Origin of the sequence: Pseudomonas sp. CFBP13508 (assembly GCF_005233515.1) — a bacterium.
Taxonomy (GTDB): Bacteria; Pseudomonadota; Gammaproteobacteria; order Pseudomonadales; family Pseudomonadaceae; genus Aquipseudomonas; species Aquipseudomonas mercuritolerans.
In genome coordinates, this window is record NZ_QFZZ01000003.1 from 26722 (window position 1) to 47995 (window position 21274).

The window sequence follows — 21274 nt, forward strand, 5'->3', positions numbered from 1 at the left end:
TTATTGTTCTCTCCACGTGCAGGGTTGGTGTTGGTATTGCCGGGGCGCTTAGTGCGCCTCTAAAAGCGGATCGAGCGCACGAACGTGCTCGACCTGCCAGCCAAGCGGAACCACGTCGCCGACAGCGAGCGCGGGATCGAGCTCGGCAATCGGTTGTTTCACGAAGAAGTCGGTCTTGCCGCAGACTTCCAGGCGCACCCGGACGTGGTCGCCCAGATAGATGAATTCCGCCACCCTCCCTGAGAAGCGGTTGACGCATTGATCGCTCGAACCGTTGAGGCTGACGCGCTCCGGACGGATCGACAGGGTTACCGGTTCGCCGGTCTGGCCAACGTTGACGGCCAGCGCCTCGACCTTTTCGCCACGCCCCAACTCGACCACGCAGCGCTCGCCACTCTGGCTGAGCAGGCGGCCGTTGAGACGGTTGTTCTCGCCAATGAAGTTGGCTACGAAGGTGTTTTTCGGTTCTTCGTAGAGCGTGCGCGGCGGGGCGATCTGCTGGATCTCGCCCTGATGGAACACCGCGACGCGGTCGGACATGGTCAGCGCTTCACCCTGATCGTGGGTCACGTAGACCACGGTCACGCCGAGGCGCTGGTGCAGGTGCTTGATCTCCATCTGCATGTGTTCACGCAGTTGTTTGTCGAGGGCGCCCAGCGGTTCGTCCATCAGCACCAGTTGCGGCTCGAACACCAGCGCGCGGGCCAGTGCCACACGTTGCTGCTGACCACCGGACAACTGCGCCGGATAGCGCGAAGCGAAGGCGTCGAGCTGAACCATGCTGAGGACTTTCTTCACACGCTCGCTGACGTCGCTTTTGTTCAAGCCGCGCACGGTCAACGGGAAAGCAAGGTTCTCCGCGACAGTCATGTGCGGGAACAGCGCGTAGTTCTGGAACACCATGCCGATGTCACGCTTGTGCGGCGGCACGTTGTTGATCGAGCGCCCGGCCAGCAGAATCTCGCCGGCGGTCGGCGTTTCGAAACCGGCGAGCATCATCAGGCTGGTGGTCTTGCCGGAACCGGACGGCCCGAGCAGGGTAAGAAATTCGCCCTTGCGAATGTCCAGGTTGAGGTCTTTGACGATCAGGTTCTCGCCGTCGTAGCTCTTCTGCACACCACGAAAGCTGACCAGCACATCACTGGTCCCTGCGCTTGTATCGACCTGGCTCATACCCACACCTTTGTTGTTGATGACTGCTTGTTCATCAAGCCTAGTGGCTGGCGGCGGCCACGCAAATCGGGGCGCAGGAGAGAATCGCTTAAGCGCAATGGAAGGTTGGGGGTAGGGATTGCCCTACAAGGATGGCGCTAATGGATAAAGCAATGGTGAGCGGTGAGCTGCAAGCCGCGAGCAAGGGCAAAAGCGTTTGTCGCTAACAGATATGTCAACGCGGTCTCCTGTAGGAGCTGCCGAAGGCTCGGGCCGCGATCGGACGATCTTTTGACCTTGCCGTTTATAAGATCAAAAGATCGCAGCCTTCGGCAGCTCCTACAGGGGCGGGTGGGGTCAGAGGAGTTTGTGCTCCATCGCGTATTTCACCAGTTCGGCCAGCGAGGTGATGTTGAGCTTCTGCATCAGCCGCGCCTTGTGCGTGCTGATGGTCTTGCTGCTCAGGGCCAGTTGCAGGGCGATGTCGTTGACGTTCGCGCCTTGGGCCAGGCGTTCGAACACCGAGAATTCGCGTTCTGACAAAAGTGAATGCAGCGGCCGGGTATCGGTCAGGCCAACTTCGAATACCATTCGGTCAGCCAGTTCCGGGTCAATGTAGCGCCCGCCCGCGGCGACTTTGCGGATTGCTGTAAGCAGCAGCGCCGGATCGCTGTCCTTGGTCGCATACCCGGCCGCGCCGACCTTCAAGGCGCGCGCGGCCATTTGCGCTTCGTCGTGCATCGACAGCACCAGAATCGCCGGCGGATTGTTCAGCGCACGGATGCGCGGGATCGCTTCCAGGCCGTTGACGCCGGGCATGGAGATGTCCAGCAGCACCACTTCGCACGGCACGCTGCGCAGGGTTTCGAGCAGTTGCTCGCCATTGCTCGCCTCCCCCACGACTTGCAGATCCTTGGCCAGGCCGATCAATTGCTTGATGCCCTCGCGGACGATGGTGTGGTCTTCGGCTACCAGTACACGGATCAAGTTTTTCTCCTCAGCCAAAATATTTCGCGAGCAGGCTCGCTCCCACCCTGGAATGCATTCTCCCTGTGGGAGCGAGCCTGCTCGCGAAGGCGTCCGCACTCACAACACAGAACTTCAGACCTCACTCACCGGCACCCACACCTCAAGACTGGTGCCCTCCCCCGGCTCGCTCTCCAGTTCCAGTCGCCCGCCCATGATCAGCACCCGCTCACGCATGCCAACCAGGCCAAACGACGTCGGCCGACCTTCAGCGGCGACAAATCCTACGCCATCATCGCTGACGGTCAGACACAATTCATCGCCCGCGAGCTCCAGCGTCAACTCCACCGTATGCGCCTGAGCATGGCGCATCACGTTGGTCAGCGCCTCCTGCAAAATCCGGAACAGCCCCACCGCCTTGGCATCGCTGAGCGCCGGCAGGTTGTCCGGCACCTGCACCAGACACGGTATCTGTGTGCGCGCCTCGAAACGCCGCGCCTGCCACTCGATGGCCGAGGCAATCCCGGCATCGAGAATCGGCGGGCGCAAGGCCGTCGCCACATCACGCACCAGCTGAAACAACTGCGCGATCAAGCGCTTCATGCTGTTGAGCCGCTCGTTCAGACCCGGATCGAGTTGCGCGTAGGCCAGTTCGCACATCGATGTCTCCAGTTTCAGCACGGTGAGCATTTGCCCCAGCTCATCATGAACTTCCCGGGCGATGCGCGCCTTCTCTTCTTCGCGCACGCTCTCCAGGTGCGCCGACAGTTCACGCAGTTGCTCGCGCGAGGCCGCCAGTTCCAGCTCGATGCGTTTGCTTTCGCTGATGTCCCAGACGATGCCGTCCCACACATAGGCGCCGTCCTCCAGCTGGCGGGTGATCGCCTTGATCTCGGCCCAGCGCTGCTCGCCCTGGCGCGTGACGATGCGGCCTTGCCACGACCAGTCGCTGTCGGTATCCAGCGCCTGATCCTGGGTGCGGTGATAACTGGCCTTGTCGTCGGGATGCACCAGACTGCGCAGGCCCATGTCGCGATGGGCGATGGCTGCCGGCGCATAACCGACCAGACTTTCGCTGCCCTCGCTGATGTAGGCAAAGTCGATCTGCCCGGTGACCGGCGCCCGCTCCAGCCTGAACACCAGACCCGGGACGTTGGCGGCGATGCCTTGCAGGCGCGCCTCGCTTTCCTGCAAAGCGGCGAGCGCGCGGCGGCGGTCGGTGACATCGGTGAGGTAGACAACCAGATATTCACTGTCGCGAAAACGCAGGAAGCTCAGGGAAACGTCGGCCGGCAATACGCTGCCATCGGCGCGCAGGCAGCTGGTTTCGAAGCTCAGCGGCCCTTCTTCACTGGCCCGTGCACGCTTCCACAGATTGAGCCAGCGATCCATGTGCAGGCCGGGCTCGAAATCGATCAGCGGCCGCTCGATCAGCCCGCCCGAGGGATAGCCGAGCATGTTTTCCGCCGCGCGGTTGGCGTAGCGCACATGGCTGTCCCAATTGACCCAGAGAATGCCGACGGTGCTTTGGTCGATGGAAAACTGCGTCAGGCGCAGTGCTTCTTCACTGGCCGCGCGCAACGCAATGTCCTCGCGGGCGCTGAGCAAGCGTTGTTCGAGACTGTGCTGTTGGCGCCGCTGCCAGACCACGATTGCCGCGCAACTGAGCAGCATCACCGCGAACAACAGGCTGAGGTTCTGCCAGAACCCCGGCGACCCGGTCAGCCGTGGGTATTTCGGCTGCAGCCATTGGTTGTGCAATTGTTCCAGATCCTTGGCCGGGATCGCGCGCAAGGCGCTCTGGACGATGCCGGCCAGTTCCGGCCAATCGCGCCGCGAGGCCACGCGCAGCAGTTGCGGCAGGCCGATATCGCCAACCACCACCAGTTCGGCAAACTCCGGCTCCACCGACAGGCGCCCCAACTGCGCTTCGTCGACCACCGCGTAGGAGGCTTGCTGACTCAACAGCAGTTGCAATGCCTGACGCTCCAGCGGTACGCCTTGCAGATTCAGATGCGGATAGTTGCTGCGCAGGTAATCGGCGGTGCTGCTCGGCATGCGCACGGCGACGCGGGTCTGGCTGTCGAGTTTTTCCAGATCGACCGCGCCACTGCTTTTCTGGTCGCTGACCACCAGTTGCGGCACGCGCATGTACGGGTCGGAAAACTGCCAGAGGCGCAGCGCGCTGGGAGTCTGACTCAGGCCCGGGGCGATGTCGATCTCGCCCTCGCGCAAAGCGGTTTCCAATGCCCCCAGATCCTGAAAGTTGCGCCAGCTCAGTTCCACGCCGAGGGTTTTGGCCAGCAGTTTCATCAACTCGACATTGGCCCCGGACAATCGCTGCAGGCGCCGATCGTAGGTCGCGTAGGGCGCCTGCAACACCAGGCCAACACGCAATTCAGTGTGCTGCGCCAACCATTGCTGCTGCTCTGGCGACAATTGCGCGGCATGTGCCAGGGGCGCAGGCGCCGCCCAGCCCATCAAGGGAAACCACAAACAGCCGATAACCCACAGGCAGCAAAATCGCTTCATTGAAGTCTCATACACTGACAAATTCTGACCAACCCATTAGGCTGCCGGGATACTTTTCTGGCCTGGAATAACCGATGCCCTTTGTCTACCGCCTGGCACTGCCAGCATTGTGCCTGTCGCTGATCCTGCCTTGTGCGTTTTCCGTCGAAGCCGCCGACCCTGCGCCTGCCGCCACGGATAAACCCGCCGAAGAAAAACCGGCCGAGCGCCAGCCACTGCTTGAGCGTAGTCAGGAAGAGGCCGCCGCACTGCAACGTAAACTGCCGGCGCAAGAGCAGCAACAACTGCAGGCTGGCAGCGACACTTTCCTCGCCCTGTGGAAACCGGCCAACAGCGCCGAACCCAAAGGTGCGGTGATCATCGTTCCCGGTGCCGGCGAAACCGCTGACTGGCCGCAGGCAGTCGGCCCGTTGCGACGCAAATTGCCGGACGTCGAGTGGAGCAGCCTGAGTATCACCCTGCCGGATCTGCAAGGCGACGCCATTGCTCCGCGCGTAATCGAACCGGCCGCCGCGCCGAAAGCCCCGGAAACCGCAAGCAAGGATGCCGCCACCGCGCAACCGATCGAGCAAGCCGCAGGCGGTGAAGCGGAAGTTGCCGAACAGGTGGTCGCCGAGACCAGCGAAGAACAAGCCAAAGCCGATGCCGATCGCATCTTCGGGCGCATCGACGCAGCGATTGCCTACGCCGAACAGCAGAGCGCGCGCAGCATCGTCGTGCTCGGGCATGGCACCGGCGCCTACTGGGCGGCGCGTTTTCTCAGCGAGCGGCAGACGCCGCAGGTGGAAAAACTGGTGATGGTTGACGCGCAAGCACCAGCCAAAGCCCTGCCGCCACTCGCCGAACTGACACCGACGCTGAAGCTGCCGACGGTGGATATTTTCTACATGGACAAAGCGCTGGATCGCAACGCAGCGCTGGAGCGCATGCAGGCGAGCAAGCGCCTGAAGACCTCGGCATTCAGCCAGGTGGCGCTGAAGGTGTTGCCGGACAAAAAGGCTGAGCAGGAGCAATTGTTTCGGCGGGTGCGGGGCTGGTTGAATCCTCAGGCTGTTGACTGACTGTTCCACCGAGTCGCCCTTAATTCGCGAGCAGGCTCGCTCCCACATTGGATCTATGCACAATTCAATGTGGGAGCGAGCCTGCTCGCGAAGAGGCAAGCACAAGCAAAACCCATCTAATTCCTAGCGAAAATCCCGCCGCTCCCGAATCAACGTATAGGCGTTATGCAATTCCCGCGTACGCTCGGTCGCCTCACGCACCTGTGCCGGGGTCGCGCCACTGCCGGCAATCTTGTCCGGGTGATGGCGACTGAGCAATCGCCGGTAAGCGCGCTTGATCTGCGCCGGCTCGCTGCTCGCCGACACCCCAAGCAATTTCATCGCCTCCTGGTAGCTCACCGCCGCACTGACGATCGGCCGCTTGCCCGGCTCGTAATCGCTGGCCAATGCCTGCACCTGCTGCGGCGTCCAGCCCAGCCACTTGCCCCACTGCGCCAGCAACTCGCGCTCACTCACCCCAGCGCGACCGTCGGCCCAGACCATCCGCCAACAGGCGCGCAACACACCTTCAGCCGCATGCGGTTGCGCACTCAGACGGCGCAGATAGCCGCGCAGATTGTCGCTGCCGGACTTGCCGCGATTGAACGCAGCGATGGCCCGGCGCGTCGCCGGCTCGCTCATTTCCAGTGCGCGCATTTCATTGCGCGCCTGCTGGATATGCCCGTCAGTGACGCGCCCGTCGCTCTTGGCCAGACGCCCGAGCAAGACGAACAGCAATTCATCGTTGCGCAGCATCGGCCGGCCGCCGAGCTTTTCGCGTAAATGTCCCCAGCTCTGCAAGTGCAGGCGCCGATCCAGCGCCTGCCCCAACAACGCCCCAAGCATGGCCCCCGGAATGCTGGCAATCGCGTACCCCACTCCGGCTCCAATCAGAGTCCCTGGCCACAGCATCTCAGCGACTCGCTTCTATCAAGGCTTCGGCTTCGGCCAGACGCTCGTGGGTCCCGACATCCACCCAATGCCCCTTCAGACGCTCGCCCGTCACTTCGCCATTGGCCATGGCATTGCGCAGCAGCGGCGCGAGCTTGAAAGCACCGTCGCTGCAACCGTCGAACAGCTGCGGATGAAGCACGGCGATACCGCTGTAGGTCAGGGTCGCCGCATCAGGCTCACCGTCCTGCACTTTGCCGTCGATCAGGCTGAAGTCGCCGTTCGGGTGATGCGCCGGATTGTCCGCCAGCACCAGGTGCGCCAGGCCATTGATCGGCTGGTGCAGCACGCTGAAGTCGTAATCGGTCCAGATATCGCCGTTGACCACCAGAAACGCATCATCACCGAGCAACGGCAGTGCACGGAAAATCCCGCCACCGGTTTCCAGCGGTTCGCCTTCCGGCGAGTACCGAATACTCAGGCCGAAGCGCGAGCCGTCGCCCAGATGATCCTCGATCTGCTGACCGAGCCAGGCGTGGTTGATGACGATTTCGGTGAAACCTGCGGCGGCGAGGGCGCGCAGGTGATACTCGATCAGCGGCACGCCAGCAGCACGCACCAGCGGTTTCGGCGTGGTCAGGGTCAGCGGGCGCATGCGCTCGCCTTTGCCCGCTGCCAGAATCATTGCCTTCATGCCGTCGCTCCAGCACGCAAGCTGCTGAACAGCGCTTGCAGCTCCGCCAGTTCAGGACGGCGGGCGATCACTGCTTCTATATAGGAGAAGAAGCGCGGCACGTCCGCCAGATAACGTGGCTTGCCATCGCGGTGGCAGATACGCGCGAAGATGCCGATGACTTTCAGGTGACGCTGCACGCCCATCAGGTCGCTGGCGCGCAGGAAGTCTTCGAAGTCGGCCTGCACCGGGATGTCCAGCGCCGAGGCTTGCTGCCAATAACTTTCCAGCCAGCCGCGCACGCGTTCTTCCGGCCAGCTGAGGAAGGCATCCTTGAACAGGCAAGTGACGTCGTAAGTCACCGGGCCGTACACCGCGTCCTGGAAATCCAGCACGCCAGGGTTGGGCTCGCTGAGCATCAGGTTGCGCGGCATGTAGTCGCGGTGCACCAGCACTTTCGACTGCGCCAGCGCGCTGTCGATCAGCAACTCGCTGACTTGCTGCCACTGTTGCTGCTGGGCCGCATCGAACTCGACGCCCAGCTCGCGCTTGACGTACCACTCGGGGAACAATTCCAGCTCACGGCGCAACAAGGCGACGTCGTAACTGGGCAACGGCGCAACCATCGGCAACTGTTGAAAAGCCAACAGCGCTTGCAGGGCATCGTGGAATAACGCGTCGGCATTTTCGTCATCGATCACGTCGAGATAGGTCTTGTTGCCCAGGTCATTGAGCAAAAGAAAACCGCGCTCGAGGTCTTCGGCGTAAATTTTCGGCACATTAATTCCGGATTTCGCCAGCAAAAAGGCGATATCCACGAACGGTTTGCAGTTTTCCTGGGGTGGCGGCGCGTCCATGACGACGAAGCTGCGACCATCACCCTCCCAGCGGAAGTAGCGGCGGAAACTCGCGTCGCTGCTGGCCGCAGTCAACGTGGCCGGGGGCACGGTGCCCCAGCCCTGTTCGGCAAACAGCTTTGCCAACTGCTCATCGAGCCAAACTTTCAGGTGTTGCAAGCGTACATCTTGGTCAGGCATTGCAAGGGTCTCCGACGGCGCTAGCCGTCAAGCGGGTCATGCTTTATTATCCAGCATCTTTTTCAGACCATCGAGAGGCGTGCGGCCCACACCGCGGGCAGATGGCACGCAGGAAGCCCGGACTAATAAGATGGCATTGAAATCCCCCGCGTTTCGTAAAAAATTTCCGTTGTTGGTAACCGGCAGTCTGCTGGCTATGCAACCTCTGGCCAGTCAATTCGTTGTTGCCGCCGAGCAGTATGACTGCTCCGTCTCGGCTACGGGTGGCTGGGACTGTGCGCCCAAGTCGCCCGCCGCGGCATTGCCGCCGCGCCCGGTACATGACGGCAGTGCCGTCAGCTCTGCTGGCGAGGCCCCGGCCGACAACGGTTCCGGCGCAGAGACCGGTGCAAAAACCGCACTGGTCACCGAGTCCAAGGGCCGCGGCCTGAAATCCCGTAGCGAAGACTACAGTCACCTCGACTGGGTTCCGCGCGAGAAGCTCACCGCTGCGCAATTGGCCGAGACTGGTCCTTACTGCTCTGGTTCCTATATCGAACCGATTCGTCCTGGCATGAATGACAAGACGAATAAAAGTGACGCGCCGACCTTCATCGGTGCCAAAGCGTCGCGTTACGAGCAGGACACACAAGTCGCCAGCCTCGCCGGTGACGTGATCATGCGTCAGGGCAGCATGCAGGTCGAAGCTGACGAGGCCAATCTGTATCAGGCCGAGAGCCGTGGCGAACTGGCCGGCAACGTGCGCATCCGTGACAACGGCGCGCTGATCGTCGGCGACCACGCCGATGTGCAGCTCGACACCGGCGAAGCCAAGGTCGACAACGCCGAATACGTGATGCACAAATCGCGCATCCGCGGTAACGCGCTGTATGCCAAGCGCGCTGAAAACGCGATCATCCGCCTGAAGGACGGCACGTACACCACGTGCGAACCGAACAGCAACGCGTGGCAGCTCAAGGGCAACAACATCACCCTGAACCCGGCCACCGGTTTCGGTACTGCGACCAACGTGACCTTGCGCGTCAAAGACATTCCGATTCTGTACACGCCGTACATCTACTTCCCGATCGACGACCGTCGCCAGTCCGGTTTCCTGCCGCCAACCATCGGTTCGGGCAGCGACACCGGCTTCACGCTGCTCACCCCGTACTACTTCAACCTGGCGCCGAACTATGACGCCACGTTGTACCCGCGCTACATGAGCAAGCGCGGCATGCTGATGGAAGGTGAGTTCCGCTACCTGACCAAATCGAGCGAAGGTCAGTTCGGTGCGGCGTATCTCAACGATGAGAACGACGATCGCAAGCTTCAGTCCGACTACAAAGACACTCGCTATATGTACAACTGGCAGCACAAGGGCGGTCTCGACTCCCGCGTGATGACCCAGGTCGACTACACCAAGATCAGCGATCCGTATTACTTCCAGGATCTGCAGACCGATCAGATTGGCGTGAAGAGTGAAGACTTCGTCAATCAGCAAGGTTCGGTGACCTATCGTGGCGACAGCTATACGGCTCGCCTGAATGCTCAGCAGTACCAACTGGCGACTGTCTCGAACATTACTCCTTATGACCGCTTGCCGCAGATCACCTTCAGCGGTCAACTGCCATATCATCCGGAAGGTTTGAATTTCGATTACGAGACTGAGCTAGTACGTTTTGATCGGGACCTGAGGGACGGTACGTTCGTTCAGGAGGACGGCATCACTACCGAATCGCGTCTGGATAACAACATTACCGGACTTGCTCGTGCAAACGGTGATCGTTTGAATCTGAAGCCAGGCGTCAGCCTGCCGATGACGTGGACTTACGGCTTTCTCAAGCCGTCTTTGAAGTATCAGTACACTCAGTATCAGCTTGATCTCGATAACACTGGTAAAAACCAGATCATCGCTCAGCAGAACGCAGCAGCACAGACCGGCACCTCGTACATGGGGGGTGAGTTCAGCAGCAACCAGAACCGCGGCGTACCAATTGCCAGCATCGATGGCGGCCTGTACTTCGACCGTGATACTTCGTACTTTGGCAAAAACTACCGTCAGACTTTAGAGCCGCGCCTGTTCTATCTCTATGTTCCCGAGGAAGATCAGGAAGACATTCCAGTTTTCGACACCAGCGAGTACACCTTCAACTACTCCTCGCTGTTCCGTGATAACCGGTTCTCCGGCTCCGATCGCGTCGGCGACGAGAACAAACTGTCGCTGGGCGTGACCAGTCGCTGGATCGAAGAAGATGGTTTCGAGCGCCAGCGCATCAGCGTGGGCCAGGCGTACTACTTCAAGAACCGCGAAGTGCAACTGCCAGGCATCGATGCGAAAACTCGTGAAGACTCCAAATCCAGCGTTTCGCCATACGCGCTCGAATATGAATACCGCTGGAACCGTGACTGGCGCGCCACTGCCGATTACAACTGGGATCCGGACACTCGCAGCCCGCGCTCCGGCAGCGCGATGTTCCATTACCAGCCTGCGGACAACCCGAACAAGGTCATCAACGCCGGTTACCGCTATCGCAACGACCAGATTCGCTACGACCAGAATACCGGTCAATGGTCGGTGGGCGGTGGTGACTATGGCACCCCGGGCCAGCCTGGCTACGTGAAGGACTACTACAAGATCCAGCAGCATGATTTTTCGGTCATCTGGCCGATCGTTCCACAGTGGAGCGCCATCAGCCGCTGGCAGTACGACTACAACCGCAATCGCACGCTGGAAGCCTTCGGTGGTTTCGAATATGACAACTGCTGCTGGAAACTGCGCCTGATCAACCGTTACTGGGTTGCCTATGACGAGTTCAGCCAGGAAGCTCCGCAAAACGAAAAAGGCGACCATGGCGTCTTCCTCCAAATTGTTCTGAAGGGACTCGGCGGCCTGACTGGCGCCAAGGTAGAGAGTTTCCTCGATCAAGGCATTCAAGGTTATCGTGAACGTGAAGACCAAGCTTTCTGATTGTCTGCGCCCGCTGATGCTGGGCGCGCTGTTCCTGGGTACGGCGGCCAACGCCGCCGTACAGTCCATCGATAAAGTGGTGGCGATCGTCGACAACGACGTGGTCATGCAGAGCCAACTGGACCAGCGGGTTCACGAAGTTCAGCAGACCATCGCCAAGCGCGGTGGCGGTCTTCCGCCTCCGGGCGTGCTCGATCAGCAAGTGCTCGAGCGTCTGATCGTCGAAAACCTGCAACTGCAGATCGGCGAGCGCTCGGGCATCCGCATTACTGACGAAGAGCTCAACCAGGCTGTTGGCACCATTGCCCAGCGCAACAACATGACGGTCGATCAGTTCCGCTCAGCGCTGGCTCGTGATGGCCTGAACTATGACGACGCCCGTGATCAGATCAAGCGCGAGATGATCATCAGCCGCGTGCGTCAGCGTCGCGTGGCCGAGCGCATCCAGGTTTCCGAGCAGGAAGTGAAGAATTTCCTCGCCTCCGACCTCGGCAAGATGCAACTGTCCGAAGAACTGCACCTGGCCAACATCCTGATTCCGACCCCGGAAAGCGCCAACTCTGAAGCCATTCAGAGCGCCGCGCGTCAGGCCATGGAGGTTTACCAGCAGCTCAAGCAAGGCGCCGACTTCGGTCAGATGGCCGTGGCCAAATCCGGCAGCGACAACGCGCTGGAAGGCGGCGACATGGGCTGGCGTAAAGCCGCGCAACTGCCACCGCCGTTCGACCGCGAACTGAGCAGCATGGCCGTCGGCGACATCACTCAACCTGCGCGCACACCGGGCGGCTTCATCATTCTGAAGCTGCTGGGCAAACGTGGCGGCGAAGCGCAGATGCGCGACGAAGTGCATGTGCGTCACATCCTGGTCAAGCCGAGCCCGATCCGCGACGAAGCCAAGACCAAGGCCCTGGTGCAATCGTTGTATGACCGCATCAGCGCCGGTGAAGACTTTGCCGAGCTGGCGAAAAACTACTCGGAAGACCCGGGTTCCGCCCTCAACGGCGGCGACCTGAACTGGATCGACCCGAACGCGCTGGTGCCGGAATTCCGCGAAGTGATGGCCTCGACCCCGCAAGGTCAGCTGTCCAAGCCGTTCCAGACCCAATATGGCTGGCACGTGCTGGAAGTCCTTGGCCGTCGCGCCACTGACAGCACCGAACAGGCCCGTGAGCAGCAAGCCATGACCGTACTGCGTAACCGCAAATACGACGAAGAGCTGCAAACCTGGTTGCGTCAGATCCGTGACGAAGCATACGTAGAGATCAAACTCCCTGGTGCAGACCAGGCAGCGCAGTGAAACCCAAGCGTTTCGCGCTGACACCCGGCGAACCGGCCGGCATCGGTCCCGACCTGTGCCTGCTGCTCGCCTCGCAAGCCCAGCCACATCCCCTGATAGCCATTACCAGCCGCGACCTGCTCATTGAGCGGGCCGCGCAGCTGGGGCTGGCCGTCAATCTGCTGGATGTCGCGCCCGGGCAGTGGCCAAATGTTCCAGCGCCGGCCAACAGCCTGTACGTCTGGGATACGCCACTCAGCGCACCGGTAGTCGCCGGACAACTGGACACGGCCAACGCGGCATTCGTCCTCGAAACCCTGACCCGCGCCGGCAACGGCTGCCTGAACGGCGACTTCGCCGGGATGATCACCGCACCCGTGCACAAAGGCGTGATCAACGAATCGGGTATCGCGTTCTCCGGACACACCGAATTTCTCGCCGACCTGACGCACACCGCGCAAGTAGTGATGATGCTTGCCACTCGCGGTTTGCGCGTGGCGCTGGTCACCACGCATCTGCCACTGCGCGAGATTGCCGATGCGATCACCGCAGAGCGGCTGGAGCGGGTCACGCGAATCCTGCACACCGATCTGCAAGACAAATTCGGCATCGCCCGGCCACGCATTCTGGTCTGCGGTCTTAATCCGCACGCCGGTGAAGGCGGCCACCTGGGCCATGAAGAAATCGACATCATCGAACCGACATTAGAGCGCCTGCGCAGCGAGGGCATGGACCTTCGTGGCCCGCTGCCTGCCGACACTCTGTTTACCCCCAAATATCTGGAGCACTGCGACGCAGTGCTGGCGATGTACCACGACCAGGGCTTGCCCGTGCTCAAGTACAAAGGCTTCGGCGCTGCCGTCAACGTGACGCTGGGCCTGCCGATCATCCGCACCTCGGTCGACCATGGCACCGCCCTGGATCTGGCCGGCAGCGGCAGGATCGACACCGGCAGCCTGCAAGTCGCCCTGGAAACCGCCTACCAGATGGCCGAGACCCGTTTATGAACGAGCAATACCAACACAAGGCGCGCAAACGCTTTGGCCAGAACTTCCTGCACGATGCCGGCGTTATTGACCGCATCCTGCGCTCCATCCATGCCAAGGCTGACGACCGCCTGCTGGAAATCGGCCCTGGTCAGGGTGCCCTGACCCAAGGTTTGCTCGGTTCCGGCGCACAACTCGACGTGGTGGAGCTGGACAAGGATCTGATCCCGATCCTCAACCAGCAGTTTGCCGGCATGAGCAATTTCAACCTGCATCAGGGCGATGCGCTGAAGTTCGACTTCAATACGCTGAATGCCGCGCCGAACAGCCTGCGGGTGGTTGGCAACCTGCCGTACAACATTTCCACTCCGCTGATTTTTCACCTGCTGAACAACGCCGGCATCATTCGTGACATGCACTTCATGTTGCAGAAAGAAGTGGTCGAGCGTCTGGCTGCAGGCCCGGGTGGCGGTGACTGGGGTCGTTTGTCGATCATGGTTCAGTACCATTGCCGCGTGGAACATCTGTTCAATGTCGGCCCGGGCGCGTTCAATCCGCCGCCGAAAGTCGACTCGGCAATCGTGCGTCTGGTGCCCCACGCGGTACTGCCGCACCCGGCCAAGGATCACAAGTTGCTGGAGCGCGTGGTGCGCGAAGCCTTCAATCAGCGCCGCAAAACCCTGCGCAATACCCTCAAGCAACTGCTCAGCAATGCCGAAATCGAAGCCGCCGGCGTCGATGGCAGCCTGCGTCCCGAGCAGCTGGATCTGGCTGCATTCGTGCGTCTGGCCGACCAGTTCGCGATACAGGTCCCGGCAGCTCCCGCCGCCGACTAAGCCGCGATGAACGCTATCGGGCAGCACACCACTCTGGTTTACTGCCCGATACTTGCCTAGACTGATTCCCCATCAGCTACGCCCCGCGTTCCGCTTCGTTAAGGCCTTCTTGCATGTCCGATTCCCGTTATCAGGTCGATGTCAGCGTCGTCACCCACTATCTGGCAGACCAATCGCAACCCGAACACGACCGTTTCGCCTTCGCCTACACCATTACCGTGCAGAACAACGGCGAGATTGCGGCCAAGCTTCTGTCCCGGCATTGGGTAATCACCGATGGTGACGGCCATGTTGAACAAGTGCGCGGTGAAGGCGTCGTCGGCCAGCAACCGTTGATCGATGCAGGTAAGAGCCACACGTATACCAGCGGCACGGTGATGACCACCAAGGTCGGCACCATGCAGGGCACTTATCAAATGCTCGCCGATGACGGCAAACATTTCGATGCCGTCATCAAACCGTTTCGCCTCGCCGTACCCGGAGCCCTGCACTGATGACGACTTACGCCGTCGGTGACCTGCAAGGCTGTCTCGAACCGCTCAAGTGCCTGCTCAAGCAAGTCGCGTTCGACCCGGCGCTTGACCGGTTGTGGCTGGTCGGCGATCTGGTCAACCGTGGCCCGAAGTCGCTGGAAACCCTGCGCTTTCTCTACGAGATGCGCGAGTCGCTGGTTTGCGTACTCGGCAATCACGACCTGCATCTGCTGGCCGCCGCGAAAAAGATCGAACGCTTGAAGAAAAGCGACACACTGCGCGAGATCATCGATGCCCCCGACGGCCCGCATCTGATGGAATGGCTGCGCCAGCAAAAGCTCATGCACTACGACGAAACACGCGATGTTGCGATGGTCCACGCCGGCATCCCGCCGCAATGGTCGCTGCGCCGTGCCCTTAAATGCGCCGCCGAAGTCGAGACCGCACTGCGCGACGACAACGTTTTCCCGGCCTACCTCGACGGCATGTACGGCAACGAGCCGGCGAAATGGGACAACGACCTCAAAGGTATAGATCGCCTGCGGGTGATCACTAATTACTTCACACGCATGCGCTTTTGCACCGCTGAGGGCAAGCTTGACCTCAAGAGCAAGGAAGGCCTGGACAGCGCCCCGCCCGGCTACAAGCCGTGGTTTCAGCACAAGGAGCGCAAAACCCGCGGCCTGCGCATTATCTTCGGTCACTGGGCTGCGCTCGAGGGCAATATCCACGAGCCGGGCATTTCCGCGCTGGACACCGGATGTGTATGGGGCGGCAGCCTGACGCTGATGAATGTCGACAGCGGCGAACGCCTGTCATGCAAATGCGATGAACACGGCGGGCTTGCACACACGGTTGCACCACATATCCCCGAATCTTCGCCAGTCGACGCGCCGCGTTAGACTGCATTTTCAGTTGAGCTACAGGAACCCGCCATGAGCGAATTCAAACGAATCCCCCCGGAACAGGCGCAGGCCCTGCGTGAACAAGGCGCCGTTGTGGTTGACGTACGCGATCCAGCGACCTTCGCCGCGCTGCACATCAGCGGTTCGAAGCATCTCGACAACCATTCGCTGCACGCTTTCATTCAAGGCGCCGATCTTGATGCACCGACCGTCGTGGTCTGCTACCACGGCAATTCCAGCCAGGGCGCAGCCGCCTATCTGGTCGGCCAGGGCTTCTCCGACGTCTACAGCATGGATGGCGGTTTCGAGCTATGGCGTACGACCTATCCTTCGGAAACCGCGCAAGGCACCGACGAATAAATTTTTTGCGCGGCGCAGGCCCCGGCTGCCGTGGGCCTGCGCGCGGCAGACGAACGGTCTGCCACAACTAATTACGTATCTCGCCTTTACCTCTCGAATTCCCAACTATCCTTAAGCGCAGGCCATCCAAATCAGGGGAGAGCCGGTACACCGGCGCGCGGGTCATCGGGAGTAGCTTTCGCGGTTTGTCGACCGTGGGAGAATTCTGGGGGGTAAACAGCAGCTGCCACAGCGACTGCTGCCAGCATCGACTGAGTGATCCGGCGTCGGCTCCACGTATCGAGCGAGGTGACGTCATGAGTATCTTTAGCCACTTCCAACAACGCTTCGAATCCACACGCCAGGAAGAACTCTCTCTACAGGAGTACCTGGAGCTGTGCAAAAACGATCGCAGCGCCTACGTTTCCGCCGCCGAGCGTCTATTGATGGCGATCGGCGAACCGGAACTGCTCGACACTTCGACCAATTCGAGGCTGTCGCGCATCTTCTCCAACAAGGTGATCCGCCGCTATCCGGCCTTTGAAGACTTCCACGGGATGGAAGAATGCATCGACCAGATCGTCTCGTATTTCCGCCACGCCGCCCAAGGGCTGGAAGAGAAGAAACAGATTCTTTATCTGCTCGGCCCCGTTGGCGGCGGTAAATCGTCCCTGGCCGAGAAGCTGAAACAGCTGATGGAAAAAGTGCCTTTCTACGCCATCAAGGGCTCGCCGGTCTTCGAATCACCTCTGGGTCTGTTCAACGCCACTGAAGATGGCGCGATCCTCGAGGAAGACTTCGGCATTCCACGGCGCTACCTGAACACCATCATGTCGCCCTGGGCGACCAAGCGCCTGGCTGAATTCGGCGGCGACATCAGCCAGTTCCGCGTGGTCAAGCTGTACCCGTCGATCCTCAATCAGATTGCCGTGGCCAAGACCGAACCCGGTGACGAGAACAACCAGGACATCTCGGCGCTGGTCGGCAAGGTCGATATCCGCAAGCTCGAAGAATTCCCGCAGAACGACGCTGACGCCTACAGTTACTCCGGTGCGCTGTGCCGAGCCAACCAAGGCTTGATGGAGTTCGTCGAAATGTTCAAGGCGCCGATCAAGGTGCTGCACCCATTGTTGACCGCTACTCAGGAGGGTAACTACAACAGTACCGAAGGCCTCGGCGCGATTCCGTTCACCGGGATTTTGCTGGCTCACTCCAACGAGTCGGAGTGGCACACCTTCCGCAACAACAAGAACAACGAGGCGTTCATCGACCGGATCTACATCGTCAAGGTGCCGTACTGCCTGCGCGTCAGCGATGAAGTGAAGATCTACGACAAACTCCTGTTCAACAGTTCCTTGTCCAAGGCGCACTGCGCACCGGACACCTTGAAAATGCTTGCGCAATTCACCGTGCTGTCACGGCTCAAGGAGCCGGAAAACTCCAACATCTATTCGAAGATGCGCGTCTACGACGGCGAAAACCTCAAGGACACCGATCCGAAGGCCAAGTCGATTCAGGAGTATCGCGATTCGGCCGGTGTCGACGAAGGCATGAACGGTCTGTCGACCCGCTTCGCCTTCAAGATCCTCTCCAAGGTGTTCAACTTCGATCCACATGAAATCGCCGCCAACCCGGTGCACCTGCTCTATGTGCTTGAACAACAGATCGAACAGGAACAGTTCCAGGCCGAAACCCGCGAACGCTACCTGCGCTATCTGAAGGAATACCTGGCGCCGCGCTACATCGAGTTCATCGGCAAGGAAATCCAGACCGCTTATCTGGAGTCCTACAGCGAATACGGTCAGAACATCTTCGACCGCTACGTGTTGTATGCGGATTTCTGGATTCAGGATCAGGAGTATCGCGACCCGGAAACCGGCGAGATTCTCAACCGCGTAGCCCTGAACGAAGAACTGGAGAAAATCGAGAAACCGGCCGGGATCAGCAATCCGAAGGATTTCCGCAACGAAATCGTCAACTTCGTCCTGCGCGCCCGGGCCAACAACAACGGCAAGAACCCGACGTGGCTCAGCTACGAAAAACTGCGGGTGGTCATCGAGAAGAAAATGTTCTCCAACACCGAAGACCTGCTGCCCGTCATCAGTTTCAACGCCAAGGCCAGCAAGGAGGATCAGCAGAAACACAACGACTTCGTTACGCGAATGGTTGAACGTGGCTACACCGATAAACAGGTACGCCTGCTGTCCGAATGGTACCTGCGGGTCCGCAAGTCGCAGTGAGGCAGCTGCAAGCTATAAGCCACAAGCTGCAAGAACTAAGCGCGTGAACCCGAAAACACGGGCATTCGCTTTTACTTGCAGCTTGCAGCTCAAAACTTGAAGCTCCCCGGAGGGGCCTTATGAGCTATGTGATCGACCGACGCCTCAATGGCAAGAACAAGAGCACGGTGAACCGCCAGCGTTTTCTGCGGCGTTACCGTGACCACATCAAGAAGGCTGTCGAAGAGGCAGTCAGTCGCCGCTCCATCACGGATATGGAGCACGGCGAGCAGATCAGCATTCCCGGCCGCGATATCGACGAGCCGGTGCTTCATCATGGACGCGGCGGCAAGCAGACCGTGGTGCATCCCGGTAACAAAGAGTTCACGGCCGGTGAACATATCGCTCGTCCACCGGGAGGCGGCGGTGGACGCGGTCCAGGCAAGGCGGGCAATTCCGGCGAAGGCATGGATGAGTTTGTCTTCCAGATCACTCAGGAAGAGTTCCTCGAATTCATGTTCGAAGACCTTGAATTGCCGAATCTGGTCAAACGCAACCTGACCGGCACCGACACGTTCAAAACCGTACGCGCCGGGATCAGCAACGAAGGTAACCCTTCACGCATCAATATCATCCGCACCCTGCGCTCAGCACATGCACGTCGTATTGCCCTGTCCGGCAGCAGCCGGGCAAAGCTTCGTGAAGCCAAGGAAGAGCTGGCACGGCTCAAGCGCGAAGAACCGGACAACTTCGGCGATATCCAGGATCTCGAGGCTGAAATTGAAAAACTCAGCGCACGCATTCACCGCGTGCCGTTCCTCGATACCTTCGACTTGAAATACAACCTGCTGGTCAAGCAACCCAACCCCAGCTCCAAAGCAGTGATGTTCTGCCTGATGGACGTTTCCGGGTCGATGACGCAGGCGACCAAGGACATCGCCAAGCGCTTTTTCATCTTGCTGTACCTGTTTCTCAAGCGTAACTACGACAAGATCGACGTGGTGTTCATCCGTCACCACACCAGCGCCCGAGAGGTGGATGAGGAGGAGTTTTTCTATTCTCGTGAGACCGGCGGCACCATTGTTTCCAGCGCGCTGAAGCTGATGCAGGAAATCATGGCCGAGCGCTATCCGAGCAACGAGTGGAATATCTACGCCGCTCAGGCCTCCGACGGCGACAACTGGAACGACGATTCGCCGATCTGCCGCGACATCCTGATCAACCAGATCATGCCGTTTGTGCAGTACTACACTTATGTGGAGATCACCCCGCGCGAACACCAGGCCCTGTGGTACGAATACGAACGCATCGCCGAAGCCTTCTCTGACACGTTTGCCCAGCAGCAACTGGTCTCGGCCGGAGATATCTATCCGGTCTTCCGTGAACTCTTCCAGCGCAGGTTAGTGACATGACCGCCAAAGAGCAGAAACGCCAACCGATTTCCACCGGCTCCGAATGGACATTCGAGCTGATCCAGACCTACGACCGCGAAATCGCCCGGATCGCGGCCCGTTATGCTCTGGACACCTACCCCAACCAGATCGAAGTGATCACCGCCGAGCAGATGATGGACGCCTATGCCTCGGTGGGCATGCCGCTGGGCTATCACCACTGGTCCTACGGCAAACACTTCCTCAGCACAGAGAAATCCTACAGTCGCGGACAGATGGGCCTGGCTTACGAGATCGTGATCAACTCCGATCCGTGCATCGCCTATCTGATGGAAGAAAACACCATCTGCATGCAGGCGCTGGTGGTGGCCCACGCCTGCTATGGCCACAACAGCTTCTTCAAGGGCAACTACCTGTTCCGCACCTGGACCGATGCCAGTTCGATCATCGATTACCTGGTGTTCGCCAAGCAGTACATCATGCAGTGCGAGGAACGCCACGGCATCGACGCCGTGGAAGATCTGCTCGATTCCTGCCATGCCTTGATGAATTACGGCGTCGACCGCTACAAGCGTCCGTATCCGATCTCCGCCGAAGAAGAGCGCCGGCGGCAAAAGGATCGTGAAGAGCACATGCAAAAGCAGATCAATGATCTGTGGCGCACCATTCCCAAAGGCGCGGACAAATACAGCGACAAGGACAACGCCCGCTTCCCGGCCGAACCGCAGGAAAACATCCTTTATTTCATCGAGAAACACGCGCCACTGCTGGAACCTTGGCAACGCGAAATCGTGCGCATCGTGCGCAAGATCGCCCAGTATTTCTATCCACAGCGCCAGACCCAGGTGATGAACGAAGGCTGGGCAACATTCTGGCACTACACGCTGATGAATGATCTGTATGACGAAGGCCTGGTCACTGACGGCTTCATGATGGAATTCCTCACCTCGCACACCAGCGTGGTATTCCAACCGGGTTTCGACAGTCCGTACTACAGCGGCATCAACCCCTATGCGTTGGGTTTCGCCATGTACCGCGACATTCGGCGCATGTGCGAAGAGCCTACCGAAGAGGATCGCCGCTGGTTCCCGGACATCGCCGGTTCCGACTGGCTGTCGACCATCAAGTTCGCCATGAGCAGTTTCAAGGACGAGAGCTTCATCCTGCAGTACCTGTCGCCCAAGGTGATCCGCGACCTGAAGCTGTTCAGCATTCTCGATGACGACCAGAAAGACGATCTGCTGGTGCCGGCCATCCATGACGAGGGCGGCTACCGCATCATCCGTGAAACCCTGGCTGCGCAGTACAACCTCGGTAATCGTGAGCCGAACGTGCAGATCTACAGCATCGATCGGCGCGGCGATCGCTCGCTGACCCTGCGCCATCAGCAGCACGACCGCAAACCTTTGGGCGATTCCACCGAAGAAGTGCTCAAGCACCTGCACCGGCTCTGGGGCTTCGACATTCATCTGGAAACCCTGCAAGGCGACCAGATCATGAAGACTCATCATGTGCCGCCGCGCAGTGAACACAGCGAAGGCGATTATGGCCGACTCGATCTGGCCGTGATTCATCTTTGATCCGGTTCCGGCCTCCGCAAGTCTGACGCAA

General features: G+C 59.9%; 17 protein-coding genes. 11 read left to right on the forward strand and 6 right to left on the reverse strand.

The window, feature by feature from the left end; all coding sequences use genetic code 11:
* Window positions 1-48: 48 nt before the first annotated feature.
* The 3 genes from PspCFBP13508_RS08535 to PspCFBP13508_RS08545 all read right to left on the reverse strand — a co-directional run bounded on the left by PspCFBP13508_RS08535 (window position 49) and on the right by PspCFBP13508_RS08545 (window position 4650).
* Window positions 49-1173 carry an ABC transporter ATP-binding protein gene (locus tag PspCFBP13508_RS08535; RefSeq protein WP_137214199.1) on the reverse strand — a complete coding sequence of 375 codons (1125 nt, stop codon included), beginning with the start codon at window positions 1171-1173 and terminating at the stop codon, window positions 49-51.
* Window positions 1174-1509: 336 nt separating this feature from the next.
* A complete protein-coding gene (locus PspCFBP13508_RS08540) occupies window positions 1510-2139 on the reverse strand; it encodes a response regulator transcription factor (RefSeq protein ID WP_130911380.1) in 630 nt (209 codons plus the stop codon).
* 114 nt (window positions 2140-2253) lie between these two features.
* The gene (locus tag PspCFBP13508_RS08545) at window positions 2254-4650 is read right to left on the reverse strand and encodes a sensor histidine kinase (RefSeq protein ID WP_137214200.1); all 2397 of its coding nucleotides are present in this window, start codon (window positions 4648-4650) and stop codon (window positions 2254-2256) included.
* A 74-nt stretch (window positions 4651-4724) separates the two neighbouring features.
* Here PspCFBP13508_RS08545 and PspCFBP13508_RS08550 point away from each other — a divergent pair, with 74 nt between their 5' ends.
* Window positions 4725-5711 carry an alpha/beta hydrolase family protein gene (locus PspCFBP13508_RS08550; protein WP_130911382.1) on the forward strand — a complete coding sequence of 329 codons (987 nt, stop codon included), beginning with the start codon at window positions 4725-4727 and terminating at the stop codon, window positions 5709-5711.
* 123 nt (window positions 5712-5834) lie between these two features.
* On the opposite strand, the gene PspCFBP13508_RS08555 is transcribed toward PspCFBP13508_RS08550, so the two are convergent.
* Genes PspCFBP13508_RS08555 through PspCFBP13508_RS08565 form a run of 3 tightly spaced genes read right to left on the reverse strand, consistent with a single transcriptional unit; the run spans window position 5835 to window position 8291 of the window.
* Complete coding sequence (locus PspCFBP13508_RS08555) at window positions 5835-6602, reverse strand: TerB family tellurite resistance protein (protein ID WP_137214201.1); 768 nt, start codon at window positions 6600-6602, stop codon at window positions 5835-5837.
* 1 nt (window position 6603) lies between these two features.
* Window positions 6604-7275: an N-acetylmuramate alpha-1-phosphate uridylyltransferase MurU gene (gene murU, locus PspCFBP13508_RS08560; RefSeq protein WP_137214202.1), complete on the reverse strand. Its 672-nt coding sequence runs from the start codon at window positions 7273-7275 to the stop codon at window positions 6604-6606.
* Window positions 7272-8291 carry a phosphotransferase gene (locus PspCFBP13508_RS08565; RefSeq protein WP_137214203.1) on the reverse strand — a complete coding sequence of 340 codons (1020 nt, stop codon included), beginning with the start codon at window positions 8289-8291 and terminating at the stop codon, window positions 7272-7274. Before PspCFBP13508_RS08565 ends, murU begins: the two co-directional genes overlap by 4 nt.
* Window positions 8292-8421: 130 nt before the next feature.
* Between PspCFBP13508_RS08565 and PspCFBP13508_RS08570 the strand changes: the two genes are divergently transcribed.
* The 10 genes from PspCFBP13508_RS08570 (at window position 8422) to PspCFBP13508_RS08615 (ending at window position 21243) form a co-directional block, all read left to right on the forward strand.
* Window positions 8422-11238: an LPS-assembly protein LptD gene (locus tag PspCFBP13508_RS08570; RefSeq protein WP_137214204.1), complete on the forward strand. Its 2817-nt coding sequence runs from the start codon at window positions 8422-8424 to the stop codon at window positions 11236-11238.
* Window positions 11213-12535: a peptidylprolyl isomerase SurA gene (surA, locus tag PspCFBP13508_RS08575; protein ID WP_178083694.1), complete on the forward strand. Its 1323-nt coding sequence runs from the start codon at window positions 11213-11215 to the stop codon at window positions 12533-12535. Before PspCFBP13508_RS08570 ends, surA begins: the two co-directional genes overlap by 26 nt.
* The gene (gene pdxA / locus PspCFBP13508_RS08580; RefSeq protein WP_137214206.1) at window positions 12532-13521 is read left to right on the forward strand and encodes a 4-hydroxythreonine-4-phosphate dehydrogenase PdxA; all 990 of its coding nucleotides are present in this window, start codon (window positions 12532-12534) and stop codon (window positions 13519-13521) included. The genes surA and pdxA overlap by 4 nt, the downstream gene beginning before the upstream one ends.
* The gene (gene rsmA, locus PspCFBP13508_RS08585) at window positions 13518-14336 is read left to right on the forward strand and encodes a 16S rRNA (adenine(1518)-N(6)/adenine(1519)-N(6))-dimethyltransferase RsmA (RefSeq protein ID WP_137214207.1); all 819 of its coding nucleotides are present in this window, start codon (window positions 13518-13520) and stop codon (window positions 14334-14336) included. Before pdxA ends, rsmA begins: the two co-directional genes overlap by 4 nt.
* 113 nt (window positions 14337-14449) lie before the next feature.
* The gene (apaG, locus tag PspCFBP13508_RS08590) at window positions 14450-14830 is read left to right on the forward strand and encodes a Co2+/Mg2+ efflux protein ApaG (protein WP_122506055.1); all 381 of its coding nucleotides are present in this window, start codon (window positions 14450-14452) and stop codon (window positions 14828-14830) included.
* A complete protein-coding gene (locus PspCFBP13508_RS08595; RefSeq protein WP_137214208.1) occupies window positions 14830-15711 on the forward strand; it encodes a symmetrical bis(5'-nucleosyl)-tetraphosphatase in 882 nt (293 codons plus the stop codon). The genes apaG and PspCFBP13508_RS08595 overlap by 1 nt, the downstream gene beginning before the upstream one ends.
* Before the next feature lie 33 nt (window positions 15712-15744).
* Window positions 15745-16074, forward strand: a complete 330-nt coding sequence (gene glpE / locus PspCFBP13508_RS08600; protein ID WP_122748131.1) for a thiosulfate sulfurtransferase GlpE — start codon at window positions 15745-15747, stop codon at window positions 16072-16074.
* Window positions 16075-16370: 296 nt separating this feature from the next.
* Window positions 16371-18293, forward strand: a complete 1923-nt coding sequence (locus PspCFBP13508_RS08605) for a PrkA family serine protein kinase (protein ID WP_016772892.1) — start codon at window positions 16371-16373, stop codon at window positions 18291-18293.
* A 119-nt stretch (window positions 18294-18412) separates the two neighbouring features.
* The gene (locus tag PspCFBP13508_RS08610) at window positions 18413-19684 is read left to right on the forward strand and encodes a YeaH/YhbH family protein (protein ID WP_056786661.1); all 1272 of its coding nucleotides are present in this window, start codon (window positions 18413-18415) and stop codon (window positions 19682-19684) included.
* Complete coding sequence (locus PspCFBP13508_RS08615; RefSeq protein ID WP_024014545.1) at window positions 19681-21243, forward strand: SpoVR family protein; 1563 nt, start codon at window positions 19681-19683, stop codon at window positions 21241-21243. The genes PspCFBP13508_RS08610 and PspCFBP13508_RS08615 overlap by 4 nt, the downstream gene beginning before the upstream one ends.
* The last annotated feature ends 31 nt before the right edge of the window (window positions 21244-21274 follow it).

Excerpts from the sequence above, each read along its gene's own strand:
- PspCFBP13508_RS08570 (WP_137214204.1), top strand. The coding sequence starts at position 8,422 with ATGGCATTGAAATCCCCCGCGTTTCGTAAAAAATTTCCGTTGTTGGTA.
- glpE (WP_122748131.1), top strand. The coding sequence starts at position 15,745 with ATGAGCGAATTCAAACGAATCCCCCCGGAACAGGCGCAGGCCCTGCGT.
- PspCFBP13508_RS08610 (WP_056786661.1), top strand. The coding sequence starts at position 18,413 with ATGAGCTATGTGATCGACCGACGCCTCAATGGCAAGAACAAGAGCACG.
- PspCFBP13508_RS08545 (WP_137214200.1), bottom strand. The coding sequence starts at position 4,650 with ATGAAGCGATTTTGCTGCCTGTGGGTTATCGGCTGTTTGTGGTTTCCC.
- murU (WP_137214202.1), bottom strand. The coding sequence starts at position 7,275 with ATGAAGGCAATGATTCTGGCAGCGGGCAAAGGCGAGCGCATGCGCCCG.
- PspCFBP13508_RS08565 (WP_137214203.1), bottom strand. The coding sequence starts at position 8,291 with ATGCCTGACCAAGATGTACGCTTGCAACACCTGAAAGTTTGGCTCGAT.
- PspCFBP13508_RS08555 (WP_137214201.1), bottom strand. The coding sequence starts at position 6,602 with ATGCTGTGGCCAGGGACTCTGATTGGAGCCGGAGTGGGGTACGCGATT.
- PspCFBP13508_RS08535 (WP_137214199.1), bottom strand. The coding sequence starts at position 1,173 with ATGAGCCAGGTCGATACAAGCGCAGGGACCAGTGATGTGCTGGTCAGC.
- PspCFBP13508_RS08605 (WP_016772892.1), top strand. The coding sequence starts at position 16,371 with ATGAGTATCTTTAGCCACTTCCAACAACGCTTCGAATCCACACGCCAG.
- PspCFBP13508_RS08615 (WP_024014545.1), top strand. The coding sequence starts at position 19,681 with ATGACCGCCAAAGAGCAGAAACGCCAACCGATTTCCACCGGCTCCGAA.
- PspCFBP13508_RS08550 (WP_130911382.1), top strand. The coding sequence starts at position 4,725 with ATGCCCTTTGTCTACCGCCTGGCACTGCCAGCATTGTGCCTGTCGCTG.
- apaG (WP_122506055.1), top strand. The coding sequence starts at position 14,450 with ATGTCCGATTCCCGTTATCAGGTCGATGTCAGCGTCGTCACCCACTAT.
- rsmA (WP_137214207.1), top strand. The coding sequence starts at position 13,518 with ATGAACGAGCAATACCAACACAAGGCGCGCAAACGCTTTGGCCAGAAC.
- PspCFBP13508_RS08595 (WP_137214208.1), top strand. The coding sequence starts at position 14,830 with ATGACGACTTACGCCGTCGGTGACCTGCAAGGCTGTCTCGAACCGCTC.